Here is a 22171-nt window from a genome sequence, read left to right on the forward strand (position 1 = left end):
TAGAAGATTTCTATGTAAAAATTTAATTTTTACACAACAAATTGTACAGCTTCTTGCAATTGCACTTCTGCCATATCTAGTATAAGCTCATTATTTTTTGGCTTTAAAATAGATAACTCTGTACAGCACAAAATAACAGGATGTATTACTGAGTATTTATGTAATAAAGAATGATATTTTTCAATTAATTGCATAGATTCTGTTTCAGAATAAATTCTCTTTCTCACCTCATCAATAAACAACATATCTTCTTGAGAAGGCAAAACCACTTTTATACCATTTGCATTAAATGCATTTTTAATATATGTAGAATTCATACTAAAAAAAGAACCAAATAGAACAACTGTATTCCAATTGTTTTGTTTAATTTTTTTTATAGTTAAAGCAATAGGATGAAGAATATTTTTTTTTGTTTTTATTCTATCTATAGTTTCGTGAAGTGTAATATTTGGAATTAAAAGATGCGTTATATCTAAAGCTTCAATTTTGTTTACATAAGCGCTTAAAACCTTATCTAATTGACTAGATGGGTTAGGCAACAAAGAGTTAATAGTATTAAAATTTGTATTTAATAATATAAACGGACAAGTACTATAACCTCCTTTAATTTTATTATATAAAATATTTAATTCGTTTAAATAAAATATGGTAGAGCGGCTTCCTAAACCTAAAATAGCAAGATTTGTTTTATGCATTTTAGTTTCTTGTTAATATATAATCTGCAAAGTATTTTTTACTGTCTAGTATTTTAGTATCTAAAGTAAAATCTGTATTAGATATAATATTTTTAATTAATGCATCATTATATTTTCTAGAAATTTCAGTGTGAATTTTTTCACCAGCTTCAAAATTATAAGACGCTCCAATGGCTTTAATATTTACAGTTTGGTTTGCTGTACTAACAATAAAACTTTTTGCTATTCCTTGAGCTTCGTTGTATTCTGGTTGGTGTTTAAATTTATTCAAATTAAAATCTCCATCTAATTCTTGATTTATTCTTTCTAATAAATTAAGATTAAATTGTGCAGTAATTCCTTTTTCGTCGTTATACGCTGGCAAAACAATATCCTTAGATTTTATTAAATCTACACCAAGCAACAATTTATCTCCAGGTTTTAAATTAACACCCAAATTATATATAAATTGTTCTGCTTTTTCATCATTCATGTTACCAATATTAGAACCTAAAAACAAAATTACTTTAGGCTTGTTACTTTGTTTTAAAGAAGCTAGTATTTCAAAATAGTCTCCTTGTTGTGTTTTTACAGATACGTCTGGCAAGGTTTCTAAAAGATCCTTTTTTAAAAGATTTAAAGCATTTATTGAAATATCTATTGGCAAATAATCAAACTTATAGTTTTGTTTATTTAAAGTACTTAATAGCTTTTTTGTTTTTAAACCATCGCCAGCTCCCAATTCTATTAGTTCGAAATGAGTATCAACATTTAATTGCAAAGCACTTATTAATTCTTGAGTTTTATTCTGAAAAATATCTAATTCACTACGTGTTAAATAATATTCTGGTAAATTCATTATTTCTACAAATAATGCGTCTCCTTTTTTATTGTAAAAATATTTTGAAGGCAGTGTTTTTGGATTACTTTCTAACCCTTGTTTTATTTCTTTTTTAAATATATCTATCATCTATTTTACTAATCTAATTCCAGTAAACTGCCATCTTTCTGTTGGGTTAAAAAAATTACGATATGTATGTCTGCTATGGTTTTTAGAGGTGGCAACAGATGCTCCACGAAGCACCATTCTATTACTCATAAATTTTCCATTATACTCTCCTACAGCTCCATTTTCCTTTTTAAAATTTGGATATGCCAAATACGCACTATTTGTCCACTCCCAACGTTTTCCCCAATTAAGCTGTTGCGCCGCAATTTCCCATTCAAACTCTGTTGGCAACCTCATGCCTTTCCACTCTGCAAATGCATGAGCTTCGTAATAATTTATATGGCATAATATGGCCTTTTTATCTACTTTTTGCAATCCTGCTAAAGTATAATTATGCCACTCATTATCTATTTTATGCCAATACATTGGTGCGTTAATTTTATTTTTATTCACCCAAGACCAACCATCGTCTAACCACAAATTAAAATCTGAATACGCTCCAGATTCTATAAACTCTATATAATCGTCATTTGTAACTAAATAATTATTTATTTCAAAATCATCTACAAATACTTGATGAACACCCAATTCATTATCGTAACAAAAATCATTTCCTTGATATCCAATTTTGTACAATCCTGAATTAATTTTAATACTGTTTTTATTTAAATTAACATCTTTTATTAAATTAAAATCTTTGTTATAAACAGGAAAAATAGGATTGTGACCAAACATGTATTTTACATCTGTAATTAATAATTCTTGATGCTGTTGCTCATGATTTAAACCTAATGTTACTAAATCTAGAATTTTTTCATCGTTAAGGTTTGTTAAAAAATCTTGCATCTTAGCATCTACATGTGCTCTATATTTATATACTTCATCTATACCAGGACGCGACATATTACCTCTATTAGCTTGTAATATTCTGCTACCTACATTGTTATAATAACTATTAAATAAAAAATTAAAATTAGCATCGAATTCCGCATAATCTTGTACATAATTTTTTAATATAAAAGTCTCAAAAAACCAAGTAGTATGAGCTAAATGCCATTTTGCAGGACTAGCAAATGTAGCCACCTGTATAGAGTAATCTTCTATACTTAAATGTTTACAAAAGGAGATTGTTTGTTCTCTAACTTTAGTAAAATACTCGATACTACTCATGCTGTTATTAATTATGTTTTATTTCCTTTATTATTTCTAAAGCTAATTTGTGTTGCCTTCCTGTTACTATATTAAAATCGGATTTTAAATTATATATGCCGTTTAAAATACCTTCGTAAATACCAGCAATAATTGTTCCCATAAAATCGCCTAATTCCGTTTTTCTCTCTTTTGTATATGCCTCTACAGAGATTGAGTTAAATATAAGATTTGTTCCATAAACCTTATTAATATAATTAGCAAGTTCTGTTTGTGTAATTGCTTCGCCTACCAAGTTATAAATTTCATCATTGAGTTTATCATTTAAAAGCATATTAACATAAGCATAACTTAATTCTTTTCTACTTGTGTAACTACATTTTCCGTTTTGCGCACAATTTCTTATTTCTCCTTCTTTAATATAGTTTTCAATATACTCAATATCTGGTTCAATATAAATTCCATTTCTACCAATAGCCCAATTAAGTCCCGATTCTTGAATATCTTTTTCGGTTTGCCTATTACTCTGCACGATAGGACTAAATGCATTACCTTGCTCTGCACCTACTATACTTGTATAAACAATCTTTTTTACTCCATTTAATTTAGCCGCTTCTATAACATTTCTATGTTGTTCTATTCGTTTTTCTGGCGCATCCATCCCAGAAACTAACAATACTGTGTCTACTCCAACTAAAGCATTATTAAACTGCTCTCGACTATTATAGTCTCCTTTTCTAATTTCTATTCCAAAGTGTTTTGCTTTTTCTGGAGTTCTGGCAATACCAATAACATTCTCTTTACCTATTTCTTTTATTAATTGTGTGGCTATTGCAGATCCTAACTGCCCAGTTACCGATGTAATTGCTATTTTCATTTTTTTGATTTTAATTCTTGTAACTCTTTCTCTAAATTTTCAGCTTTGATTTTAAATTTCTCCATAGCTTTTTTCATTTGACCCACTTTTTTAAAAGCTTCTTCATCTTGAATAGCGGTAAATGTTTCTTTTTCATCTTTTATTTTGTATTTCGCTTTTGCTCCACAAGTTGGGCATGTTCTTACATCTGACATGTTGTTAAGTTTTAAATTATAACAACAAAATTAAATTAGTAAGTAAATTATTTAAAGATGAATATGATAATAAAAATGGTAAATATCGAACCTTAAACTCTAAATATATTCTTTTTTAAAGCTATTTGGGGTAAATTTAGTATGCTTCTTAAAGTATTTTACAAAATTTGTAGGTTCTTGAAAACCGAGTTTATAAGCTAATTCTGTGCTTTTAATTTCAGAATTAATTAGTAACCTTTTGGCTTCAAGTATAACAAAAGCATCTATAAATTGCTTTGCAGTAACATTTAATATTTCTTTACAAATTTCATTAAGATGCTTATATGTAATATTTAATTTTTTGGCATAAAAATCGGCATTTCTATTTGTACTAAAATTAGCTTCTAATAATGATTTGAAATTTAAAAAAATTACAACTTTTCTTTCATACCTTAAGTGCAATGTTTCGTTTTGCTTTAAATGCTCTAACTTAGAAAATATAATAGCATGTAATGATTCGTATAGATTATTTTTAAAAGGTTCTAATGTACTTTCAAGTTCATGTTTAAATTCACTATTAGACAACACAACACCTCCTAAAAACGCACCTAATGCTGGACTTATACCAACAAATTCCATTAAAAATGAAATACCCAAAACAATTAACAGTGCTGCTGCAATAAGTAACTCTCTAACTCCAGTTTTTGCCACTTTTCTTAACATGGGCACTATTAAATAACGACCTGCTATAATAATTAAAACTACAGATAGTATTATGGCTAAGGTTTGAAAACCCATAGGCAAACTTTCTAATAAACTGGTTTGTTCAGAATGAATTTTTGAAGAATCACCATTCTCTGTATTAGCTAATAAAGGAATAAAACCAAGCATAAAAATTACAATGATATCTTGAAACAATAAAATGGAAAACGATGATGACCCAAAGGTTGTTTCCATCATTCCTTTTTCCTTTATCGTTTGCAAAGCAATTGCGGTAGATGACAATGCAACAGCCATTGATATTACTAGGGACACCTTCCAATCGAAACCTAATAAAGTAAACAAAATGTAGGATAACAACATAGTACCACCAACTTGAATACTTCCCATTCCAAGAATAGCTTTACGCATATTCCAGAAGTTTTTTGGCTCAATTTCTAATCCTATTAAAAACAACATAACAACTACGCCAAATTCTGCAAAATGTAAAATATCCTCACCTTCTTCTCCAATAAAACCTAAAATATATGGGCCTATTAAAACACCTGCAAGTAAATATCCTATAACAGAACTTAAGCCTAATCGCTTAGCTATAGATACACAAATAATAGCTCCTGCCAAAAAACTATTGCTTCAAAAAGTATACTTCCTGTCATAGTTTATAAGCTATTTAATTGTGGAATATCGTTTATAAATGATTTGCTTTCGATATCTTTAAGCGATAAATTAGACTGTAAAACATCTATTAATTTTCCGTAGTAATTTTTATAATCATTTAAAGCTTGATCGCTTAAATTATGTGTTCCCATTACTGCAAAAGGTGGAAAATAATCCATACCTCACAAAATGGCAGTTTGTTCAAACGGTCTCAAAAATTGTCTTATTGTGAAACTGTTATAGCCTTCTGAGCAATACACTTCTTTAGAACCTCCTGTTGTTATAACATTTAAACAGGTTTTTTTATACAGAGCTTTACCTTTTGGACCATAAGCCCAATTAAACTCTAAAACCATATCAATCCACTGTTTCATTAGTGGCGGACAGCTATACCAATAAAATGGATGATGCCAAATAATTATATCGTGATTATTTAATAACTCTTTTTCTGCATTTACATCAATATGAAAATCCGGATATTGTTCATACAAATCATGAATAGTCACATTTTCTTTGTCTTGAATATGATTAATTAAAGTTTGATTTACTCTAGATTTTTCGAATTTAGGATGTGCAAAAAGCACTAATATTTTTTTCATATTATTAAAGTAGTTATAAATGAAAAAAATATTAACTCATTAAATTACAACTTTTATTATTCAAGTTTGACGGTTGTTATGCTACTAAATTAAAAGCAATTTTAATACCTGTAATAATCATACCAGTACCAATAATTGCAATAATTAATCCCATAATTTTTCCTATTACAGAAATAACATTATTGCCCACAATTTTAACAATAAGATCGCTTAATCTAAACGTAAAATAAGTTAATAAACTCATTAAACCAAAGATAAGAATAACTAGAATTATATGTATAGTTTCTACATTTGCCACAAAATTCATAGCTGTAACAATGGTTCCTGGTCCTGCTAAGATAGGAATTGCTAAAGGCGAAACTGCAATATTCTCATCGATATGAACATGCTTAAGACTCTTTACATTGGAACGTTTAGACTGAAGCATATCGAACCCTATAAAAAATATTAATATACCACCTGTAATTTTAAAAGCTGGAATACTAATATTAAATAATTCGAAAATATATTTTCCTAATAGTACAAAAACTGCAACAATTACAAAGGCAATTATGTTTGAACGTCTATTTATATCATGTTTTGTTTTCTTATCTGCACCTTCTGTTAACGATAAAAAAACCGTCATGTTTGATATTGGATTGGTTATGGCAAAAAAGGCTGTAAATACAGCAATTGAAAATGCAATTAAGTTATCCATACACTTAAGCTATTAATCATGAGAAATAAAATTTGAATAAATATACAACTCTATAAGTAGATTTGTAAATATATTATTATCTCCATCCTCCACCTAATGCTTCATATAAATCTACAACCGAAACTAATTGTTGCAGTTTACTATCTATAACATTAAGCTCTGCACTTAAAGCACTTTCTCTTGCTGTTAATAAGTCTAAGTAGTTTGCGTAACCGTTTTTAAGTAACTCGTTAGAATTGGCTTCGGCTGTACGTAAAGCTTCTACTTCATTTTTTCTAAACTCGAATTTCTTAACTTCAGACTCATAGCTAAAAAGTGCATTAGATACTTCTCCTCCTGCAACTAACAAGGTCTTTTTAAATGTTAATAATGCCTGCTCTTGCTGTGCAATAGCAACTTCTTTTTGAGTTTTTAAAGCTCGCTGATTAAAAATTGGTTGTGTTATACCTCCAATTAAAGTAGCAAATAAAGAATTAGCATTTAATAATTTATCCAACTCTAAACTTTCTAATCCACCAGATGCTGTTAATTTTAATGAAGGATATAGACTACTTTTAGCTACATTTGTTAGCTCGAAAGATTGTATTAAATCATACTCGGCAGCCATAACATCTGGCCTATTACTTAACAACGTTGTAGGTACTCCAAGTACAAGTTCTTGTTCTATTTTTTGAATATCTAAACTACTTCTTTCAAAGTGTTGCGGTGTTTTACCTAATAATATACTTAGCGTATTTTCAGTTTTAAAAATAGCTGTTTCAATATCTACTTGTAATGCTCTTGCACTATTGTATTGTGCTATATTTTGATCTACCGCAACTTGTGTAACTTGTCCTGCATCTTTTAATGCTTTAATAGTTGTAACTCCACTTTCTCTAGTTTGAATAGTCTGTTTTGTTATTTCTAATTGCGCATCTAAAGCTAATAAATTATAATAGGTATTAGCAATGCTAGAAATTAATTGTGTTTTAACTGCCTGATGCCCAGCTACACTTTGTAAATATGCAGCTTGTGTTGCTCTTTTATTACTTCTTATCTTTCCCCAAACATCAGCTTCCCAAGATAAGTTTGCTGTAATATCGTACGTATCAATTGCTCCATTAAATAGAGATCCAAATTGACTATTTTCTGACAGCTCTTGGTGTGTTGCATTTGCTCCAACACTAACAGATGGTAAATAACCTGCTTTACCTTGTTTTACATAAGCTTGGGCAGCTAAAATTTGCTGCAAAGCAATACGTACATCCATATTATTTTGTAAACCTTCTTCTATATATTGTTGAAGATACTGGTCTGTAAATAATTTTTTCCAAGACACATCTGCAATAGATACGCTATCTGTTGGCAAATTATCGGTTCTGTAAAGTGCTTCGGTTTCAGTATTTAAATCTGGTCTCACATAATCTTGAGCTACAAAACAACTTTGCAATGTTAATGCTACAACTAGTATTAATGCACCTTTACTTAAATTTCTATGTTTTATTATTGATTTCATTGTTTTAATCTTCAATAGTTTGTACTGCTGGTTTACCTGAAACTTTTTCTTGTAACCATTGGAATAATATAAATAAGATTGGAATAACAAATACTCCTAAAATAGTACCAATCAACATTCCTCCTGCTGCTCCTGTACCAATCGAGTTGTTTCCTTCTGACCCAACACCTTTAGCTAATGCTAATGGCATTAATCCTAAAATAAACGCGAACGAGGTCATTAAAATTGGACGTAAACGCAATTTGGCTCCATGGATTGCTGCATCTACAATACTTTCTCCATTTTTTCGTCTGGCTAATGCGAACTCGACAATAAGTATGGCATTTTTAGCCAATAGACCAATAAGCATGATTAAGGCAATTTGAAAATATATGTTATTTTCTAATCCTAAAAACTTGGTACTTATATAGGCACCAAAGACACCAAATGGCAATGAAAATATTACTGCAAATGGTAGTAAATAACTTTCGTATTGTGCACTTAATAAGAAATATACAAACAGAATACTTAGTATAAATATAAACGTTGTTTGGTTTCCTGCATTTACTTCTTCACGTGTTAAACCAGAATATGCAACTGTATAATTACTTGGTAATTTTGCAACTTCTTCTTCAATAACTCTAATAGCATCACCTGTACTAAAACCTTCGTTTGTAGCACCAGAAATCATGGTAGAATTAAATAAGTTAAAACGCGTTACCGATTGTGGTCCATACACACGTTCTAAGGTTACAAACTGTGTAATTGGCGTCATCTCGCCAGAATCCGTTCTTACATACATGCTATTTAAAGCATCTTTATCTGCTCTATCTTCTGGTAAAGCTTGAATGTACACTCTAAATTGTTTTCCAAATCTAGAAAAATCTGATGCGTAAATTCCACCAATATAGCCTTGTAAAGTTGAAAATATACTACTTACAGACACGCCTTTTTCTTTAGCTAATGGTACATTAACTTCCATTTCATACTGTGGATAGCTAGTACTAAAAGATGATGTTGCATATTTAATTTCTGGATGACTCATTAAAGCCATTGAAAAATCTTTATTAGCTTTATCTAGATCTGTAAACTCACCTCCAAACTTATCTAATAAGTTAATCTCAAAACCTGATGAGTTACCAAATCCTCGAATACTTGGAGGAGAAAAGAATATAATATTAGCATCTGGTATTCCTGCGGCTACACCAAATAATTTTCCTGTGATTGCTTGAGAAGATAATGAAGGATCTTCACGGTCTTCCCAATTATCAAGTTTTATAATACCAAAACCAAAGTTTGTACCTGCTCCACTAATTAAACTTCTACCTTTAATAAAGTTAACAGCCTCTATACCTTCTATACCTTCTATTTGAGCGTATAATTTTCTTGCAACTGCATCTGTTCTATCTAATGATGCTCCTGGAGGTAATTCGATATTAGCAAACACAATTCCTCTATCTTCATCTGGCACAAAACCTGTTGGCGTTGTAGTTGAAGCCCAATAAATTCCGACAACAGCAATAATTAATAATAAAACCGATACAAATTTTCTTTTGTATAAAAACTGAAGTGATTTACCATATTTATTAACTGTAGCATTAAAACCACGATTGAATAATGTATAAAAACGTTTTAAGGGTCCTTTTCCTTTTAACTCTTCGTCTTCTTTATGTTCTTTTAATAATAAAGCACACAATGCTGGACTTAAAGTTAAGGCATTTACTGCCGAAATTAAAATGGCTATAATTAAGGTTACACCAAATTGCTCGTAAAATACTCCTGTTGGTCCTGTTACAAAAGTTACAGGAATAAATACTGCTGCCATAACTAATGTAATAGAAATAATGGCACCAGAGATTTCACTCATTGCTGTTATAGTTGCTTTTTTAGGGTTATGCTCACCATCATCCATTTTAGCATGGACGGCTTCTACAACAACAATAGCATCATCTACTACAATACCAATAGCCAGTACTAAGGCAAACAATGTTAATAAGTTAATAGAATACCCAAAAACATTCAAGAAAAAGAAGGTACCAATAATAGATACTGGTACTGCAATTGCAGGAATTAATGTAGAACGGAAATCTTGTAAGAATATAAATACTACTAAAAATACCAGTAAAAAGGCTTCTAATAAAGTGCTAATTACTTTATCTATGGAGGCATTTAAAAATAAACTTGTATCGTATGGTACAAAAATATCTAAACCTTCTGGAAGATCTGCTTTAACTTGTTCTAAAGTTGATTTTATGTTTTCAATAATTTCTTGTGCGTTAGAACCTTTAGTCTGGAAAATTCCCATAAAAACTGCTGGATGACCTTTACTCATGGCATTAGATGCGTAAGATTGTGCATCTAACTCGATGGTTGCAACATCTTTTAAACGTAAAAACTCTCCGTTCCCTAAGGCTTTAATAACAATATCGCTGTATTGTGCTTCGTCTTTAAAACGACCACTATATGTTAGTGTGTATGAAAATGATTCTCCATTATTTTCTCCTAAAGATCCAGCTGCTGCTTCTAAGTTTTGCTCAGCTAAAGCTGCAGAAATATCTGAAGGTATTAAATTATAAGACGCTAATTTTTCTGGATTTAACCAAATACGCATTGCATAATCTTGTTGCGAGAATACACTAACATCTCCAACACCACTAATACGTTGCATTGCTGGAATAACGTTAATTTTTAAATAATTTTGAATGAAGGTTGCATCGTAATTTTCACTTTCAGAATACATGGAGATAAACATTAGCGCACTAGTTTCTTGCTTTTGCGTTACAACTCCTGTTTGTGTTACCTCTGATGGTAATAATGGTGTGGCTCTAGCTACACGGTTTTGAACATTTACAGCAGCAATATCTGCATCTGTTTCTTGATCAAAATATACTGTAATTTCGGCTGTACCAGTGTTTGATGCTGTAGAGGTAATATACGTCATACCTTCTACACCATTAATTTGCTCTTCGATTGGTACAATTACACTCTCTAAAACTGTTTCTGCATTCGCACCTGTGTAACTTGCTGTTACTTTAATTGTTGGCGGTGCAATATCTGGATATTCCTCTATTGGCAAGGTAGTTATACTAATAACACCTAGCATAACTATGATAATAGAGATTACTGTTGAAAGTACTGGTCTTTCAATAAATGTTTTTAACATGATATATATGTTTGGTGGTTATTTAATTTCTAAATAAAGTGGCAACTGGTTTAATTGCTTCTTCAAAAGAGGTCTCTTGAGGCGCAATGGCCATACCGCTTTTTAGTTTCCCAATACCAGAAACTACAATTTTGTCGCTAGGTTTTAAACCAGACTCGACAACATATAAGTTATCTACTGTACCTTTAATTTTTAAAATTGAAGTTTCAACTTTATTATTTTCTCCTAACTTGTAAATCATAACATTACCTTGCTGCTCAAAAGTTGCAGTTTGTGGTACAACGATAGCGTCTTTATATTCAATTGGGAACTTAATTTTACCACTGTTTCCATTGGTTAAAATTTCGTTAGGATTTTTAAAGGCAGCTCTAATTTGAATCGTACCTGTACTTTGATTAATTTGTCCTGTACTAGTTTGAATACGTCCTTTTTCAGAATATTCTTTACCATTAGCTAAAACTAAAGTTAAGTCTGGTGAGTTTTTTATACGCTCTGCTTTGTTTTGACCTTCTGAGCGCTGTAAATGATCTATATATTGTGCTTCGTTAAAACTAAAAAAGGCGTATACTTCGTCTATTTGACTAACTGTTGTTAATGGTATTGCATCATTTGGGCTAATTAAAGCACCTTCTCTAAAATTAATGGCACCTACAAAACCATCTATTGGACTTTTAATTGTCGCATAACCAATATTTGCTGTTACACCACTATAATTAGCTTTTGCTTGAGCTAAATTAGCTTTAGCAGTTTCTAATTGTACTGGACTAATAATATTTTTTTCTACTAAAGGAATTAGTTTATCAACCTCAACTTGTGCTACATTTACTTGTGCTTTTGCTGCGCCTGCATCTTGACTTAAAGATTGCGTTTCTAATTTAAAAAGCACTTGTCCTTTACGCACTTTTTGTCCTTCGTCTACATATACTTTTTCTATATATCCAGAGGTTTTTGCTCTAACATCACTGTTTACTTTACCTTCTATAGTTGTTGGGTATTCTGTAAAACCAGTAACGGTTTTTGTTTCTAGCTGCGTAACAGGAAAAGGTGCAGGAGCAGCTGCTGTTGCTGCAGGCTGGGCTTTTTCGTTATTTCCACAACTTACAATAACTAAGAAAATACTTAGTAGTGATATGCTATTTAATATTCTATTTTTCATTTTTTTTGGTTTTAAATCTCAAATTTTGTGTTTACTAATTTTTCTCTTAACTCATTTATGGAAGCGGAGGCTTCTTCTATAAATTTGATGTAATCGTCATGAAAACTTAAATCGAATTTTTCGTTATCATTTTCAATTTTATTTAAGTTTATTGTGTTTTTATAATTTTTAATTTCTGCATGTAGCTCTCTTACTTCTTGCCACTCTTTAATTAAATTATTTATATGTTGAATTACAGAATCTTTATTAATAATAAAATATTTCTTTCTATCACCAGTTTTAGTAAAGTACTCTATTTTGTTTAAATCTTGTAAATGATTAAGGTGTGTAGAAATTGTGCTCTTACTCGCGCACAATACAATAACCATCTCTTCAAAAGTGGTTCCTTTTTTTCCTGTAAGAATTATATATGCTAAAATTCTTGCAGCAACAGGAGCAAGTTGCTCCCTGGTTTCTAAATGCACTCCAAGCTTTTCTACTAAGCGCATTTTTTCATTACATATATTGTCCATCAGTCTTAATTATTTTAGTTGTTTTCAACAAAAAATTAATAGTCTAATAAAATTTCTATGCAAATATATATTTAAGTTCGGAACAAACCGAACCAATCGAAGTTAAAATGTTGTTAATGTTTTTTGATCAATATTTTATGGTATTAAATACTACTCAACAACGATTTAGTTATCCTCAATAAATCTATAATTTTATCTTCATTATAAGCATCAGGATGTGCATTACTAAAGCTACCTTTATCATTATCAAAATACTTACCTGATTCATTTTTATTTGCTTCAGATATGGCTAATATAATAAACTACGCTTGCTGTAATTAAAATGGTGCAACGGTATCTTTAGGACCATTAGGTAAACTCCAACGTTGGCGAGCGGTAACACTTTCTAAAGCAACATTTTTAATGGTGTCATCACTATTACTATTTCCATAACTACTTGTACTGCCACGTGGTATTTGCATACGGTCACCATATAGCCAAACTACTAAATTACTACGTTGTCCGCTTGTAATTGGGTGTGTTGCGTGTGGCACATTACCTCTATGGATGATGGCTTTTCCTGGCTCAAAAATAGCTTGCACGGTTTTTCCTGTAGTTTTATCATAAAAATCAACCTCAGATCCTGTAAACTTTTCATCTGGTAAGTTAATGTTGATATTCAAGGTAGCTGCAGAGGCATCGGTATGTGCGTGTAAATCCTTGTCTTTATCTGGATTGTACTGTATTGAAAACCCAAAAGTTTGATTGTCATAACCGTAAGTTCCCAATAACAAGCGCGCTATCGGACGCATAAAACGGTCCATCATATCATTATAAAATGCCTGAAAATTAGGTGCTGCCAAATGCCCTTCAGAACGAGGATCTAGCATCATTCCATATCGGTTTAATTGTATGCCATAAGGCGCACGTTTTGGTACTCTTGAGTTTGCAACAGCTTCTAAATAATTACGAAAATCCGCTAAGCGATCTACATCAAAAAACTGCGCTACATAAACACCAGGTATAACTTCTTTCCATAAATCGGCAACAGAAGATTCTTTTTCAGGATTTTCCCAAGCATCTTTAATAGCTTTACGTAAACGTGGGTCTAGCAAAGTTTCGTAAGGAACTAGTAAATCGTCTTTGTTTTCTATTTCCCATTCTGCTCAAGCAGCTTCTAATAATTTACGGTTTTCATTCCAAAATTGAGAAACAGATGGATCGCGTCTTAAGGATAATTCTCTTGATGGTACTTCTAGAGCACGAGCTTCTGCAAGTGCATTTGTATGTTCTATTGTTTTCATAATTATATGTTTTAAGTATAGCTACTGCTATTGTATTTTTTATCTATAACAAAATTACGCACAAACGGATGTTCGGCTTTGGTAGAAAACAAAGTGGTATTAGTAAAAAAAGAGGTTTTAGTAAAAAATTAGGCTAAATTGGCTCTAAAAGCACTTAAACTGGTGCCTTTATAGATTTGAAACGTTTTGTTTAAATGACTAGAATCTGTAAAACCGAGTTCGGTAGCAATTTCGGAATATTGCAAATCGGTATATTTTAATCTGGTTTCTACCAATTTTAATTTGTAGTTGATGATGTACTTTTTAAAAGACACATCGGTATGTTTTTTAAAATATTCACTGATGTAATTATCTGCCATATGAAATTCTTCTGCTAAACTTTTAGTAGATAACAATTCCGAATTACAAATATTAGAATGAATATAATTTATAATTTGCTGAATTTTAGACGATTTCACTTCTTTTACAGAATCGGAAGTATTTATAAATTGAATATTTCGAGCAATAAGATGTAAAATAACGGATAATGAATTTTGAATGATGAAGATGTCGAAGGATTGCTTATTCAGATATTCAGTTGCTACCATGTTTACTAAAGCGACTAAATGCGAACGATCTGCTTCGGTTTCAAACTGCATTTCGCGAAGTTCATGACTTTCACTATTTAAGATTTCTTCAATTTTACGAAACCAATCGTTAACAGGTAATATTTCATTTTGCGAACTTGTATTTCTGAAAAAGCTCTTTAAAAACTTAATTGCTATTGTAGAAGTTTCTGTTTCTGGATTTAGGATATAAATATCATCTGGAATAAACATAAAAATGCTATTGGCAGTATAATTTACTGTTTTACCATTAATTTTTATGGTTCCTGAACCTTCTTCGAAATAGACGATTTCAAAAAAACGAATGGTTGTGTACTGGCAAAACTCAAAAAAAGTTTGGTTTTTATATTGCGCAATCACAATGTTTTCAATAATCGTTCTAGCCATCTTTTTTATAAAGTTACAAAATATATAAAATAGAAAAAGCCACAAAACTGTGACTTTTTCCTGCTATTAATCAATAATTAGGGATTCAACTATTAATCAACTTATCTTGAAGTCACTTTGTAGTTTCCGTTACTTCTAATATAAATAACCGTTTCTTTTTCTGCTGAAATGATTGACGTTGAATTTTCCTCAGCTCCAAAATAAGATGGTGCATTTAATTCCTTTTTATCTTCTTTTTTAGTAAACTGATGTGAAATTCCTCCAGAAATAACCACAGCTCTAAAATTAGGGCTTAAGTTTTTGATTTTTCCTTTAAATCCAGCTGGTAATTTTATTAACGATGCACGTAATTGATTCTTTTCGTGACTTCCCCATAAAAAAACGGTTTGTACGTTACTTTTTGAAGCATCCCAATGGATGTCGTTAGCATTTAACCAAACCAAATTTGTTTTGTCAACATTTACAGCTCTTTCACCATTATCAAAGGCTTCTGATGTTGGTTTTACCAAATACGGGCCTTCTTGAATGTCTAAAAACGCTATATTTTCGTTATCATCTGCAGCAGTAATATGCGCTACGCCTGCTGGTTGTTGCCAATAAGAACCTGCTGGAAGCCATTGTTTCTCGGCATTTTCATCATCATCATTATGTAATAAGCCTTTAATGACTACACCACGATATGTAATGTTGTGAATGTGTGGTGGTGATGAAAATCCTTTTTTGAATTTTACTAAGAAACCCGCTGGTTCGTTTTTGGTTCTGTCTCCCCAAAGTTTTCCTGCTGCTGGACTTTTATCGCCTCGTAACGGATTTAACCAGCCCCATTCTACGTTGTCTGCGGTTACTACTTCGTTTACAGACTTAATATCGTCTGTTGTTGGTGTTTGTGCGTTTGCAAAAATACCAGCAACTAATGCTACTGCGATTAGGATATTTTTTTTCATGTCTATATATTTAAAAATAGTCGTATTTATATTACAGTGAAAATTTCACTTTCTGGCAACCTAGATTTTGGTGTTTTTTCAGTTGAATTGAAATCTGACTCAGCATGATATCCTAAAGACACAGCAACTAAAGATGTGTATCCTTTTTCTCTTAAAAGGAATTCTTCATCTAAAGCTTTTACATCAATACCTTCCATTGGTGTTGCATCGATTCCTAAAGTTGCAACTCCTAATAAAAAGCTACCAATGTTAAGATACACTTGCTTTTCCATCCAATGTTGTTGGTCTTTTAAATCGTATTTATGAATACCTGCAAAAGCTTTTACAGCACCTAAGAATCCGTTTTTTATATCTTCATTTGGGAATCTTCCGTCTTTATCTTCGGTATCTGCAACATGTTGGTAATATGCATCATCCGCATCTGTTTTTACACAGAATAAAACTACAGCTGAAGCATTAGTTACTTTAGGTTCGTTAAAACTGAAAAAACCTTGTGTTCCTTTTGCAATGCGTGCTTTACCTTCGGTAGTTTCTGCAACTATAAAGTGCCAAGGTTGTAGGTTTACGCTAGAAGGACTCATTCTTAATAGGTTTTTGATTTCAGCCATATCTGTTTCAGATATTTTTTTGGTTGCATCGTATTCCTTAGTTGTGTATCTCCTGTTTAAAATTTCTTTTAAATTCATTTGTATGTGTTTTTTTTGAGTTGATTTTACCATAAAAAGTATAGTGCAAAAGTAACTGTAGTATGTATTACTAACAATAACGGTCAAAAATGATAGTATAATTTATTACTCTTTAAAATGGTGTAAACGCAACAATATCAACACATTTAGGAAAATGTTAAATTTACTATAAAAAGTATAGTTGCATAAAATAGTATAGTGTTTTATCTTTGCTAATGATTAAATACTAAAAAAATCGTTATGTATACGTTTAATGGAAAAGAATATCCTTGCTGCGCAAGTTTAACCATGGGAATTATTGGCGGAAAATGGAAAACGGTAATTATGTTTCATTTAATTAACAAAACACTTAGATACAACGAGTTAAGAAAAGAAATGCCAACGGTTACAGAGCGTACACTAAGTTTACAATTAAAAACTTTAGAAGAAGATGGCATTGTTAAAAGAAAGGTTTACACCTCTAAACCGCCTTTAAAAGTTGAATATTCATTAACCGACTTTGGCAAAACGTTAATTCCTGTTGTGCAATCTATTGCTGATTGGGGAGTTTATGCTGTTTCTGATAAAAATAAAAATTTTTAATTCATTTTTTTAGACTCTCTAATTAATGCTCTTGCTAATACTGTAGTTGCATCAATAATTAAACTATCTTCAATTTTATCGTATTGAATGGCTAGCGGAATTTCGGTACAGCCTAAAATTACTGCTTGTGCTCCTTTTCTAGACAAATAGGTTGCTGCCATGCTTAGGTTTTCTTTTGCTTTTTCGTTTACAGGATTAGAAAATGCTTTGATACCGTAAGATGTATCGTAAATTGAAGGATGTACAAAAAGGTCTTGGATATCCTCTGAAGGTTGAATGACTTAAATATTATATTTAGATAATACTTCAGGATACACTTTTGCTAAAATGGTTCCTGTAGTTCCTAAAACTCCGACTTTGGTAATTTCTGGATGCCTTGTAGAAATATGAAGACCAACTTCCTCTATTAAATTCACTAAAACGCAAGATTCTGGAATACTTTTTTTCAATTAAACTTAAAATAGGTTTGGCGTGAGCTGTATTACAAGGAATACCAATAATGGTAGAACCGCTTGCTATTAAAGAGGCTATAATTTCGGCAATTGCAATACCAGGATTGGTTTGCGTTTCGCCTAAAAGATATTTAGTTCTATCTATAATTTTATGAGGAACAGATAGCATAGATACAGGTAAATGCTCTTGATCTGAAGTTGCTTCGGTTAAATCGTACACTTTTTTTATTAAGTCGATTCCTGCGTAACTACCTACACCACCAACTATACCAATCATTTTATTTGTCATAATACGCTCTTTAGTTATTGAAAAAATAAGAGATCAAATTAATGATGTTTAATTGAAAATGCTTCTTAATGTTATTATAAATTTTTAAAAATTTGAAACTAATTAATCTTTATTAAGCAATAGTTTTTTTTATTTCTAAAACCTCATTTTCAATAGCTTGCTGTTTTTGTTTTAAAGCTTTGTTTTCAGCTTTTAACAATTCCATTTCATTATTTTGCTGCTGTATAGCTTTAACCATAGGCGCTATTAAATCGTTATATCTAACACTTTAAAAAAAATATATTTTTGGGTTGGCAAACTTATATTTTTAAAACAAACCTGACAATAATTGCCTTTGTAAAACTCTTAATTTAACACAAAATTAAGTAATTGAATTCTAGAGGTGTTTATACAGTAAATATTTTTTCACCTCTACAAGTAATTTAAAAAAATTTGATAAACAAGTTTTTTATTATTGCTACAAACCTTAGCTTCTCCAATTTAATACTAACATACACACCGTATTCAATGTCACGTTTTACAACGTTATATTTTGCATTTTATCTAATTAGAATGCATTTAAACCGATAAAATTAACACTTGTTCGATAAAAAAATTTAAAAACAGGATAGTTTTGTGTAATATTTTATATAGTTTTGTCATAATTATATGTTAAAATGGACATTACAATGAAAACAAGAAACATCCTTTTTACCGCTATTTTTTTTATGATATTAAGTATCGGTTATGCACAAAAAGAAAAAGCAAAAATTAAACTTATTACTGGTAAAGTTAGTATTAGTAAATATCATTCTCTTGAAGAGCTTAAAAAAATTCCCAAAGGAGACTTACTTACTTTGTATACAGAACGCATTGAAGTTATTGTAAATATTTTACCAAATATTGCCTTTGCTACCAAACCAAATGTAACAATGTCAAGTTTAGGAATTCCTGAAACTAAGGAAAATAAAAAAGCATTAGAAGCTAATGAAAAAGCTTCAGTTGAATATTTTGATAGTACAATTCAGTTTCAAAAATCAATTTTACCATATTCAGATTCTAAAGACTTAATAGCAGCAATTTTATTTTATGAAGAAACTTTAAAATCGCTACATACTTATAATGATTTTAAAGTCGATTAATAGCCAAAACATTTTTCATCTTAATACATATACAAAATATGAATAACATATGATTCTGTAAGAAAATACATATACATATTTAAATTTCATGCATTTTATCGATATTATTTGTGTTTCATACTTATTTTAATTAAAATTGAACTATATATTATCCCCAATAATCTATAATAAAAAATTTAACCGTGATGAAAAAAAACTACTTACTCATCTTACTTTTGTTTACAACATTAGGCACTCTTTTTGCTCAGCAAGAAAAAGGAATAACTGGTTATGAAAACTGGTTAAAATCTTGGACCGAGTTTAAACCAAATAAAGTTGTTTACAATAAAGCAACTAAAATACTTACTGGAAATATAGCCAATGACACAAAATTATATAAGAGTGATACTTACCTTTTAGTTGGAGATGTTTTTGTTACAGATAGCACGACATTAACAATTGAACCTGGCACAGTAATTTTAGGAGATTTTAAAACAAAAGGCTCTTTAACTATTACTAATGGTTCTAAAATAATTGCAGACGGAAAAAGCACAGATCCTATTGTGTTTACTTCTAATAGAAGCGTTAAAAAACCTGGAGATTGGGGAGGATTAATAATTCTTGGAGATGCACAAACCAATATAATAGATAATAATGCAAAAATAGCATATGGCTTAGAAACATTAGACGCTAAACACATTAGTTATGGAGGAGACAACCTTGATAGTGATTCTGGAATTTTAAATTTTGTTAGAATTGAATATGCAGGTAAAAGAACAAAAGAGTATGGTTATTTAAGTGCACTTACTTTAGCAGGTGTTGGTAGAACAACTAAACTAAATAATGTAATGGTAAGTTATTGTCAAGGTAGCTCGTTTAAAATTTTAGGCGGCTCGTTAACATTAAATCAATTTGTATCATATAAATCTAATTATAATGATTATGAAATAAATTATGGATCGCAATGCAATCTTACAAACTCTTTAGCTGTAAAATCTCCATATGTTTCAGGACCTGAAACCTCTAGAGCACTGTATGTATTAAATCATGATGAAGTACCAAATACAGACTTCTCTAAATGCCAAACGGTAGTAGATGCTAAAAATTTAACTCTATACAATATAAGTAACGACTTAGAATACGATATAAAAGTTGGCTTGGTAAACGAAGCCATTTTTATAGGAGAAACAGCAACTTTCAAAATTGATAAAAGTGTAATATCCGGATTTAATCCTGCTGTAATACTAGATAACAAAATAAATATTAACAGTGATAATTTAGATAAAATCGTATTCTCAAGAACGTATTTTAACAACTGTAATGGAAATATATTTATTAAAAACAAAAGCAACAACGAAGATTTAGAAAATTGGTACGGAAGCAGAGCGTTTAATAATGTATACTCTAAAGGGCCAGATTCTGAAACTTTTATAGATTCAAACAATGCAAAAAATCCAGATTACAGATTAAGAATAAATCAAATTGTAGCTTCTAGAGACGATTAAAACACCATAAAATCCTAAACTAAAATTTCGCTAAAAAACAACATAATTGCCTATAGGATAGAAAGCTACAAAAATGTATACCAACAAAACAAAACAACAACTGTATTTATTACTATGTTTTTTTATTCTTACTTCCCAAGAAAAAATAAACTCACAAATAGTAATAGGAACTCCTAATTTAGGTTTCACTCAAGCATGCGCAAATACAGAATTTAATAATTTCTCTACTACATTTGTTTTTTCTCCTGAAACTGGTTTAAATGCTTCCAATCAATTTTTAATAGAATTATCTAACGAAAATGGTGATTTTTCTAATGCAACAACAATATACACCTCTACTGCAGGAAGTGTAACAACATCTCCAGCAACATTAAATTTTTCAATACCAACTACAACAGCTGGCGAAAATTATAGAATTAGAATAAAAAGTACAGCACCAGTAGCTACAAGTTCTGGATCTGCTTCTTTTGCTGCTTACTATAAAATTCAAGATGCTCCATTTACTATTAATAATTTAGTATCAACTGGTGCTTATTGTGCTGGCGGTAGTTATTTATTATCTATAGATAATCCAGGAACAGGAAATAATAATTCACCATTAAACTATCCTTCATTAACATATAGTTGGTATAAAGAAACTAGCCCAACCACATCTGTATTTGTATCTAATGGCGCAACACTTTCTGTTAACCAAGAAGGCACATATTTTGTAGAAACAGATTATGGCTCATGTACCTCTAATTCATTTTCAAACAGAGTAACTATAACCGAAGTAACTTCTGGAGAAACAACTGCAGGAATTTCATCTAGCTTAGGCAATCCATTTTGTCCAGATCAAGGTCCTACTGTTTTGAGTGCTATAAATGGAAATAGTTACCAATGGTTTAAAGATGGTGTTAGTATTCCAGAAGCAACAAATCAAATGTATGAAACTACAGAATCTGGTATCTATGCCGTACAAGTAGATTTAGGCGATTGCTCGGTTTCGGGAGTTATAGATTTAATAAGCGAACTTTTTGAAGCCTCTATTAATGTAGAAGAAACCAATACAATTGAAGAAGGAGAAACACTAAACATTACAATTACTTCTACAGCAACGAGTCCAGCATTCGAATGGTTTTTAGACAACACATTAATTCCAGAAGCGACAGGAAATAGTTTTAATGCATCAAATTTTGGAAACTACACAGTAATTATCACAGAAACTTCAGGTTGCGAAGGCTCTAGATCATTTACATTTACAATTAATGAAGCTTTTGATCCATTTCCAGATGTAGAAAAAATCCCTAACCTTATTAGTCCTAATGGAGATACAATAAACGACACCTGGACCTTACCTACAAAATATGTAACAGGAACAAATACCGAAGTTTTAATAATGGACAATCGTGGTAAAATAGTATTACAAACAAAAGACTATTTAAACAATTGGCCAGAAAACGATTTAAAACTTACAAACGTAAATCAAGTGTTTTATTACATAATAACAACACAAGATAATGAGGTTAAAAAAGGCTCAATAACAATCATCAAATAAT

25 protein-coding genes and 1 pseudogene are annotated in these 22171 nt (G+C 30.6%); 4 read left to right on the forward strand and 22 right to left on the reverse strand.

All coding sequences use genetic code 11. The features are described from left to right. Positions 1-29 precede the first annotated feature (29 nt). From CLV86_RS03290 to nfsB, 19 genes and pseudogenes are all read right to left on the reverse strand, one after another. Entirely contained in the window at positions 30-695 is a 666-nt protein-coding gene (locus tag CLV86_RS03290) for an aspartate/glutamate racemase family protein (RefSeq protein ID WP_121049622.1), read from the reverse strand. A gap of 1 nt (position 696) precedes the next feature. Continuing rightward, positions 697-1644, reverse strand: coding sequence for an L-histidine N(alpha)-methyltransferase (locus CLV86_RS03295; RefSeq protein WP_121049626.1), 948 nt, complete (start codon positions 1642-1644; stop codon positions 697-699). After that, positions 1645-2793 (reverse strand): ergothioneine biosynthesis protein EgtB, encoded by a 1149-nt coding sequence (gene egtB, locus CLV86_RS03300; protein ID WP_121049629.1) that lies wholly within the window; start codon positions 2791-2793, stop codon positions 1645-1647. Between the two features lie 7 nt (positions 2794-2800). Next, the gene (locus CLV86_RS03305; RefSeq protein WP_121049632.1) at positions 2801-3649 is read right to left on the reverse strand and encodes an NAD(P)H-binding protein; all 849 of its coding nucleotides are present in this window, start codon (positions 3647-3649) and stop codon (positions 2801-2803) included. Then, positions 3646-3843 (reverse strand): hypothetical protein, encoded by a 198-nt coding sequence (locus tag CLV86_RS03310; protein ID WP_121049635.1) that lies wholly within the window; start codon positions 3841-3843, stop codon positions 3646-3648. Before CLV86_RS03310 ends, CLV86_RS03305 begins: the two co-directional genes overlap by 4 nt. A 99-nt stretch (positions 3844-3942) precedes the next feature. Further along, positions 3943-4284, reverse strand: a complete 342-nt coding sequence (locus tag CLV86_RS14335) for a helix-turn-helix domain-containing protein (protein WP_249037449.1) — start codon at positions 4282-4284, stop codon at positions 3943-3945. Between the two features lie 60 nt (positions 4285-4344). Further along, positions 4345-5198, reverse strand: a pseudogene (locus CLV86_RS03315) (monovalent cation:proton antiporter-2 (CPA2) family protein); the annotation flags it as partial. 3 nt (positions 5199-5201) lie between these two features. Next, entirely contained in the window at positions 5202-5378 is a 177-nt protein-coding gene (locus CLV86_RS14435; RefSeq protein ID WP_346226611.1) for a hypothetical protein, read from the reverse strand. Positions 5379-5381: 3 nt separating this feature from the next. After that, positions 5382-5798 (reverse strand): NAD(P)H-dependent oxidoreductase, encoded by a 417-nt coding sequence (locus CLV86_RS03320; protein ID WP_346226613.1) that lies wholly within the window; start codon positions 5796-5798, stop codon positions 5382-5384. Between the two features lie 76 nt (positions 5799-5874). Further along, the gene (locus CLV86_RS03325) at positions 5875-6495 is read right to left on the reverse strand and encodes a MarC family protein (RefSeq protein WP_076733925.1); all 621 of its coding nucleotides are present in this window, start codon (positions 6493-6495) and stop codon (positions 5875-5877) included. A gap of 76 nt (positions 6496-6571) precedes the next feature. Continuing rightward, complete coding sequence (locus tag CLV86_RS03330; RefSeq protein WP_121050231.1) at positions 6572-7990, reverse strand: efflux transporter outer membrane subunit; 1419 nt, start codon at positions 7988-7990, stop codon at positions 6572-6574. A 4-nt stretch (positions 7991-7994) separates the two neighbouring features. Continuing rightward, positions 7995-11132: an efflux RND transporter permease subunit gene (locus CLV86_RS03335; protein ID WP_121049638.1), complete on the reverse strand. Its 3138-nt coding sequence runs from the start codon at positions 11130-11132 to the stop codon at positions 7995-7997. A 22-nt stretch (positions 11133-11154) separates the two neighbouring features. After that, positions 11155-12288 carry an efflux RND transporter periplasmic adaptor subunit gene (locus CLV86_RS03340; protein ID WP_121049641.1) on the reverse strand — a complete coding sequence of 378 codons (1134 nt, stop codon included), beginning with the start codon at positions 12286-12288 and terminating at the stop codon, positions 11155-11157. A gap of 11 nt (positions 12289-12299) precedes the next feature. Next, positions 12300-12800: a GbsR/MarR family transcriptional regulator gene (locus CLV86_RS03345; RefSeq protein WP_394333221.1), complete on the reverse strand. Its 501-nt coding sequence runs from the start codon at positions 12798-12800 to the stop codon at positions 12300-12302. Between the two features lie 317 nt (positions 12801-13117). After that, complete coding sequence (locus tag CLV86_RS03355) at positions 13118-13894, reverse strand: 2OG-Fe(II) oxygenase (protein ID WP_249037443.1); 777 nt, start codon at positions 13892-13894, stop codon at positions 13118-13120. 51 nt (positions 13895-13945) lie between these two features. Further along, the gene (locus CLV86_RS14340; RefSeq protein ID WP_249037444.1) at positions 13946-14083 is read right to left on the reverse strand and encodes a hypothetical protein; all 138 of its coding nucleotides are present in this window, start codon (positions 14081-14083) and stop codon (positions 13946-13948) included. Positions 14084-14211: 128 nt separating this feature from the next. Next, positions 14212-15075, reverse strand: coding sequence for an AraC family transcriptional regulator (locus tag CLV86_RS03360; protein ID WP_121049644.1), 864 nt, complete (start codon positions 15073-15075; stop codon positions 14212-14214). A gap of 101 nt (positions 15076-15176) precedes the next feature. Beyond that, a complete protein-coding gene (locus tag CLV86_RS03365; protein WP_121049647.1) occupies positions 15177-16019 on the reverse strand; it encodes a DUF4437 domain-containing protein in 843 nt (280 codons plus the stop codon). Positions 16020-16045: 26 nt separating this feature from the next. After that, complete coding sequence (gene nfsB / locus CLV86_RS03370) at positions 16046-16705, reverse strand: oxygen-insensitive NAD(P)H nitroreductase (RefSeq protein ID WP_121050234.1); 660 nt, start codon at positions 16703-16705, stop codon at positions 16046-16048. A 240-nt stretch (positions 16706-16945) separates the two neighbouring features. Here nfsB and CLV86_RS03375 point away from each other — a divergent pair, with 240 nt between their 5' ends. Continuing rightward, the gene (locus CLV86_RS03375) at positions 16946-17287 is read left to right on the forward strand and encodes a winged helix-turn-helix transcriptional regulator (protein ID WP_121049650.1); all 342 of its coding nucleotides are present in this window, start codon (positions 16946-16948) and stop codon (positions 17285-17287) included. On the opposite strand, the gene CLV86_RS14345 is transcribed toward CLV86_RS03375, so the two are convergent. The 3 genes from CLV86_RS14345 to CLV86_RS14405 all read right to left on the reverse strand — a co-directional run bounded on the left by CLV86_RS14345 (position 17284) and on the right by CLV86_RS14405 (position 18266). After that, on the reverse strand, positions 17284-17448 hold the full coding sequence (locus CLV86_RS14345) for a hypothetical protein (RefSeq protein WP_249037445.1): 165 nt from the start codon (positions 17446-17448) through the stop codon (positions 17284-17286). The genes CLV86_RS03375 and CLV86_RS14345 overlap by 4 nt on opposite strands. A 145-nt stretch (positions 17449-17593) precedes the next feature. After that, positions 17594-18028, reverse strand: a complete 435-nt coding sequence (locus CLV86_RS14350) for an aspartate/glutamate racemase family protein (RefSeq protein WP_249037446.1) — start codon at positions 18026-18028, stop codon at positions 17594-17596. 112 nt (positions 18029-18140) lie between these two features. After that, the gene (locus CLV86_RS14405; RefSeq protein WP_282956975.1) at positions 18141-18266 is read right to left on the reverse strand and encodes a hypothetical protein; all 126 of its coding nucleotides are present in this window, start codon (positions 18264-18266) and stop codon (positions 18141-18143) included. Between the two features lie 430 nt (positions 18267-18696). Here CLV86_RS14405 and CLV86_RS03385 point away from each other — a divergent pair, with 430 nt between their 5' ends. The 3 genes from CLV86_RS03385 to CLV86_RS03395 all read left to right on the forward strand — a co-directional run bounded on the left by CLV86_RS03385 (position 18697) and on the right by CLV86_RS03395 (position 22170). Then, on the forward strand, positions 18697-19149 hold the full coding sequence (locus CLV86_RS03385; protein WP_076734430.1) for a hypothetical protein: 453 nt from the start codon (positions 18697-18699) through the stop codon (positions 19147-19149). Positions 19150-19334: 185 nt separating this feature from the next. Next, on the forward strand, positions 19335-20633 hold the full coding sequence (locus CLV86_RS03390) for a hypothetical protein (RefSeq protein ID WP_121049655.1): 1299 nt from the start codon (positions 19335-19337) through the stop codon (positions 20631-20633). Positions 20634-20706: 73 nt separating this feature from the next. Continuing rightward, complete coding sequence (locus tag CLV86_RS03395; RefSeq protein ID WP_121049658.1) at positions 20707-22170, forward strand: T9SS type B sorting domain-containing protein; 1464 nt, start codon at positions 20707-20709, stop codon at positions 22168-22170. The last annotated feature ends 1 nt before the right edge of the window (position 22171 follow it).

Source organism: Lacinutrix venerupis (genome assembly GCF_003663945.1).
Classification (GTDB): domain Bacteria; phylum Bacteroidota; class Bacteroidia; order Flavobacteriales; family Flavobacteriaceae; genus Lacinutrix; species Lacinutrix venerupis.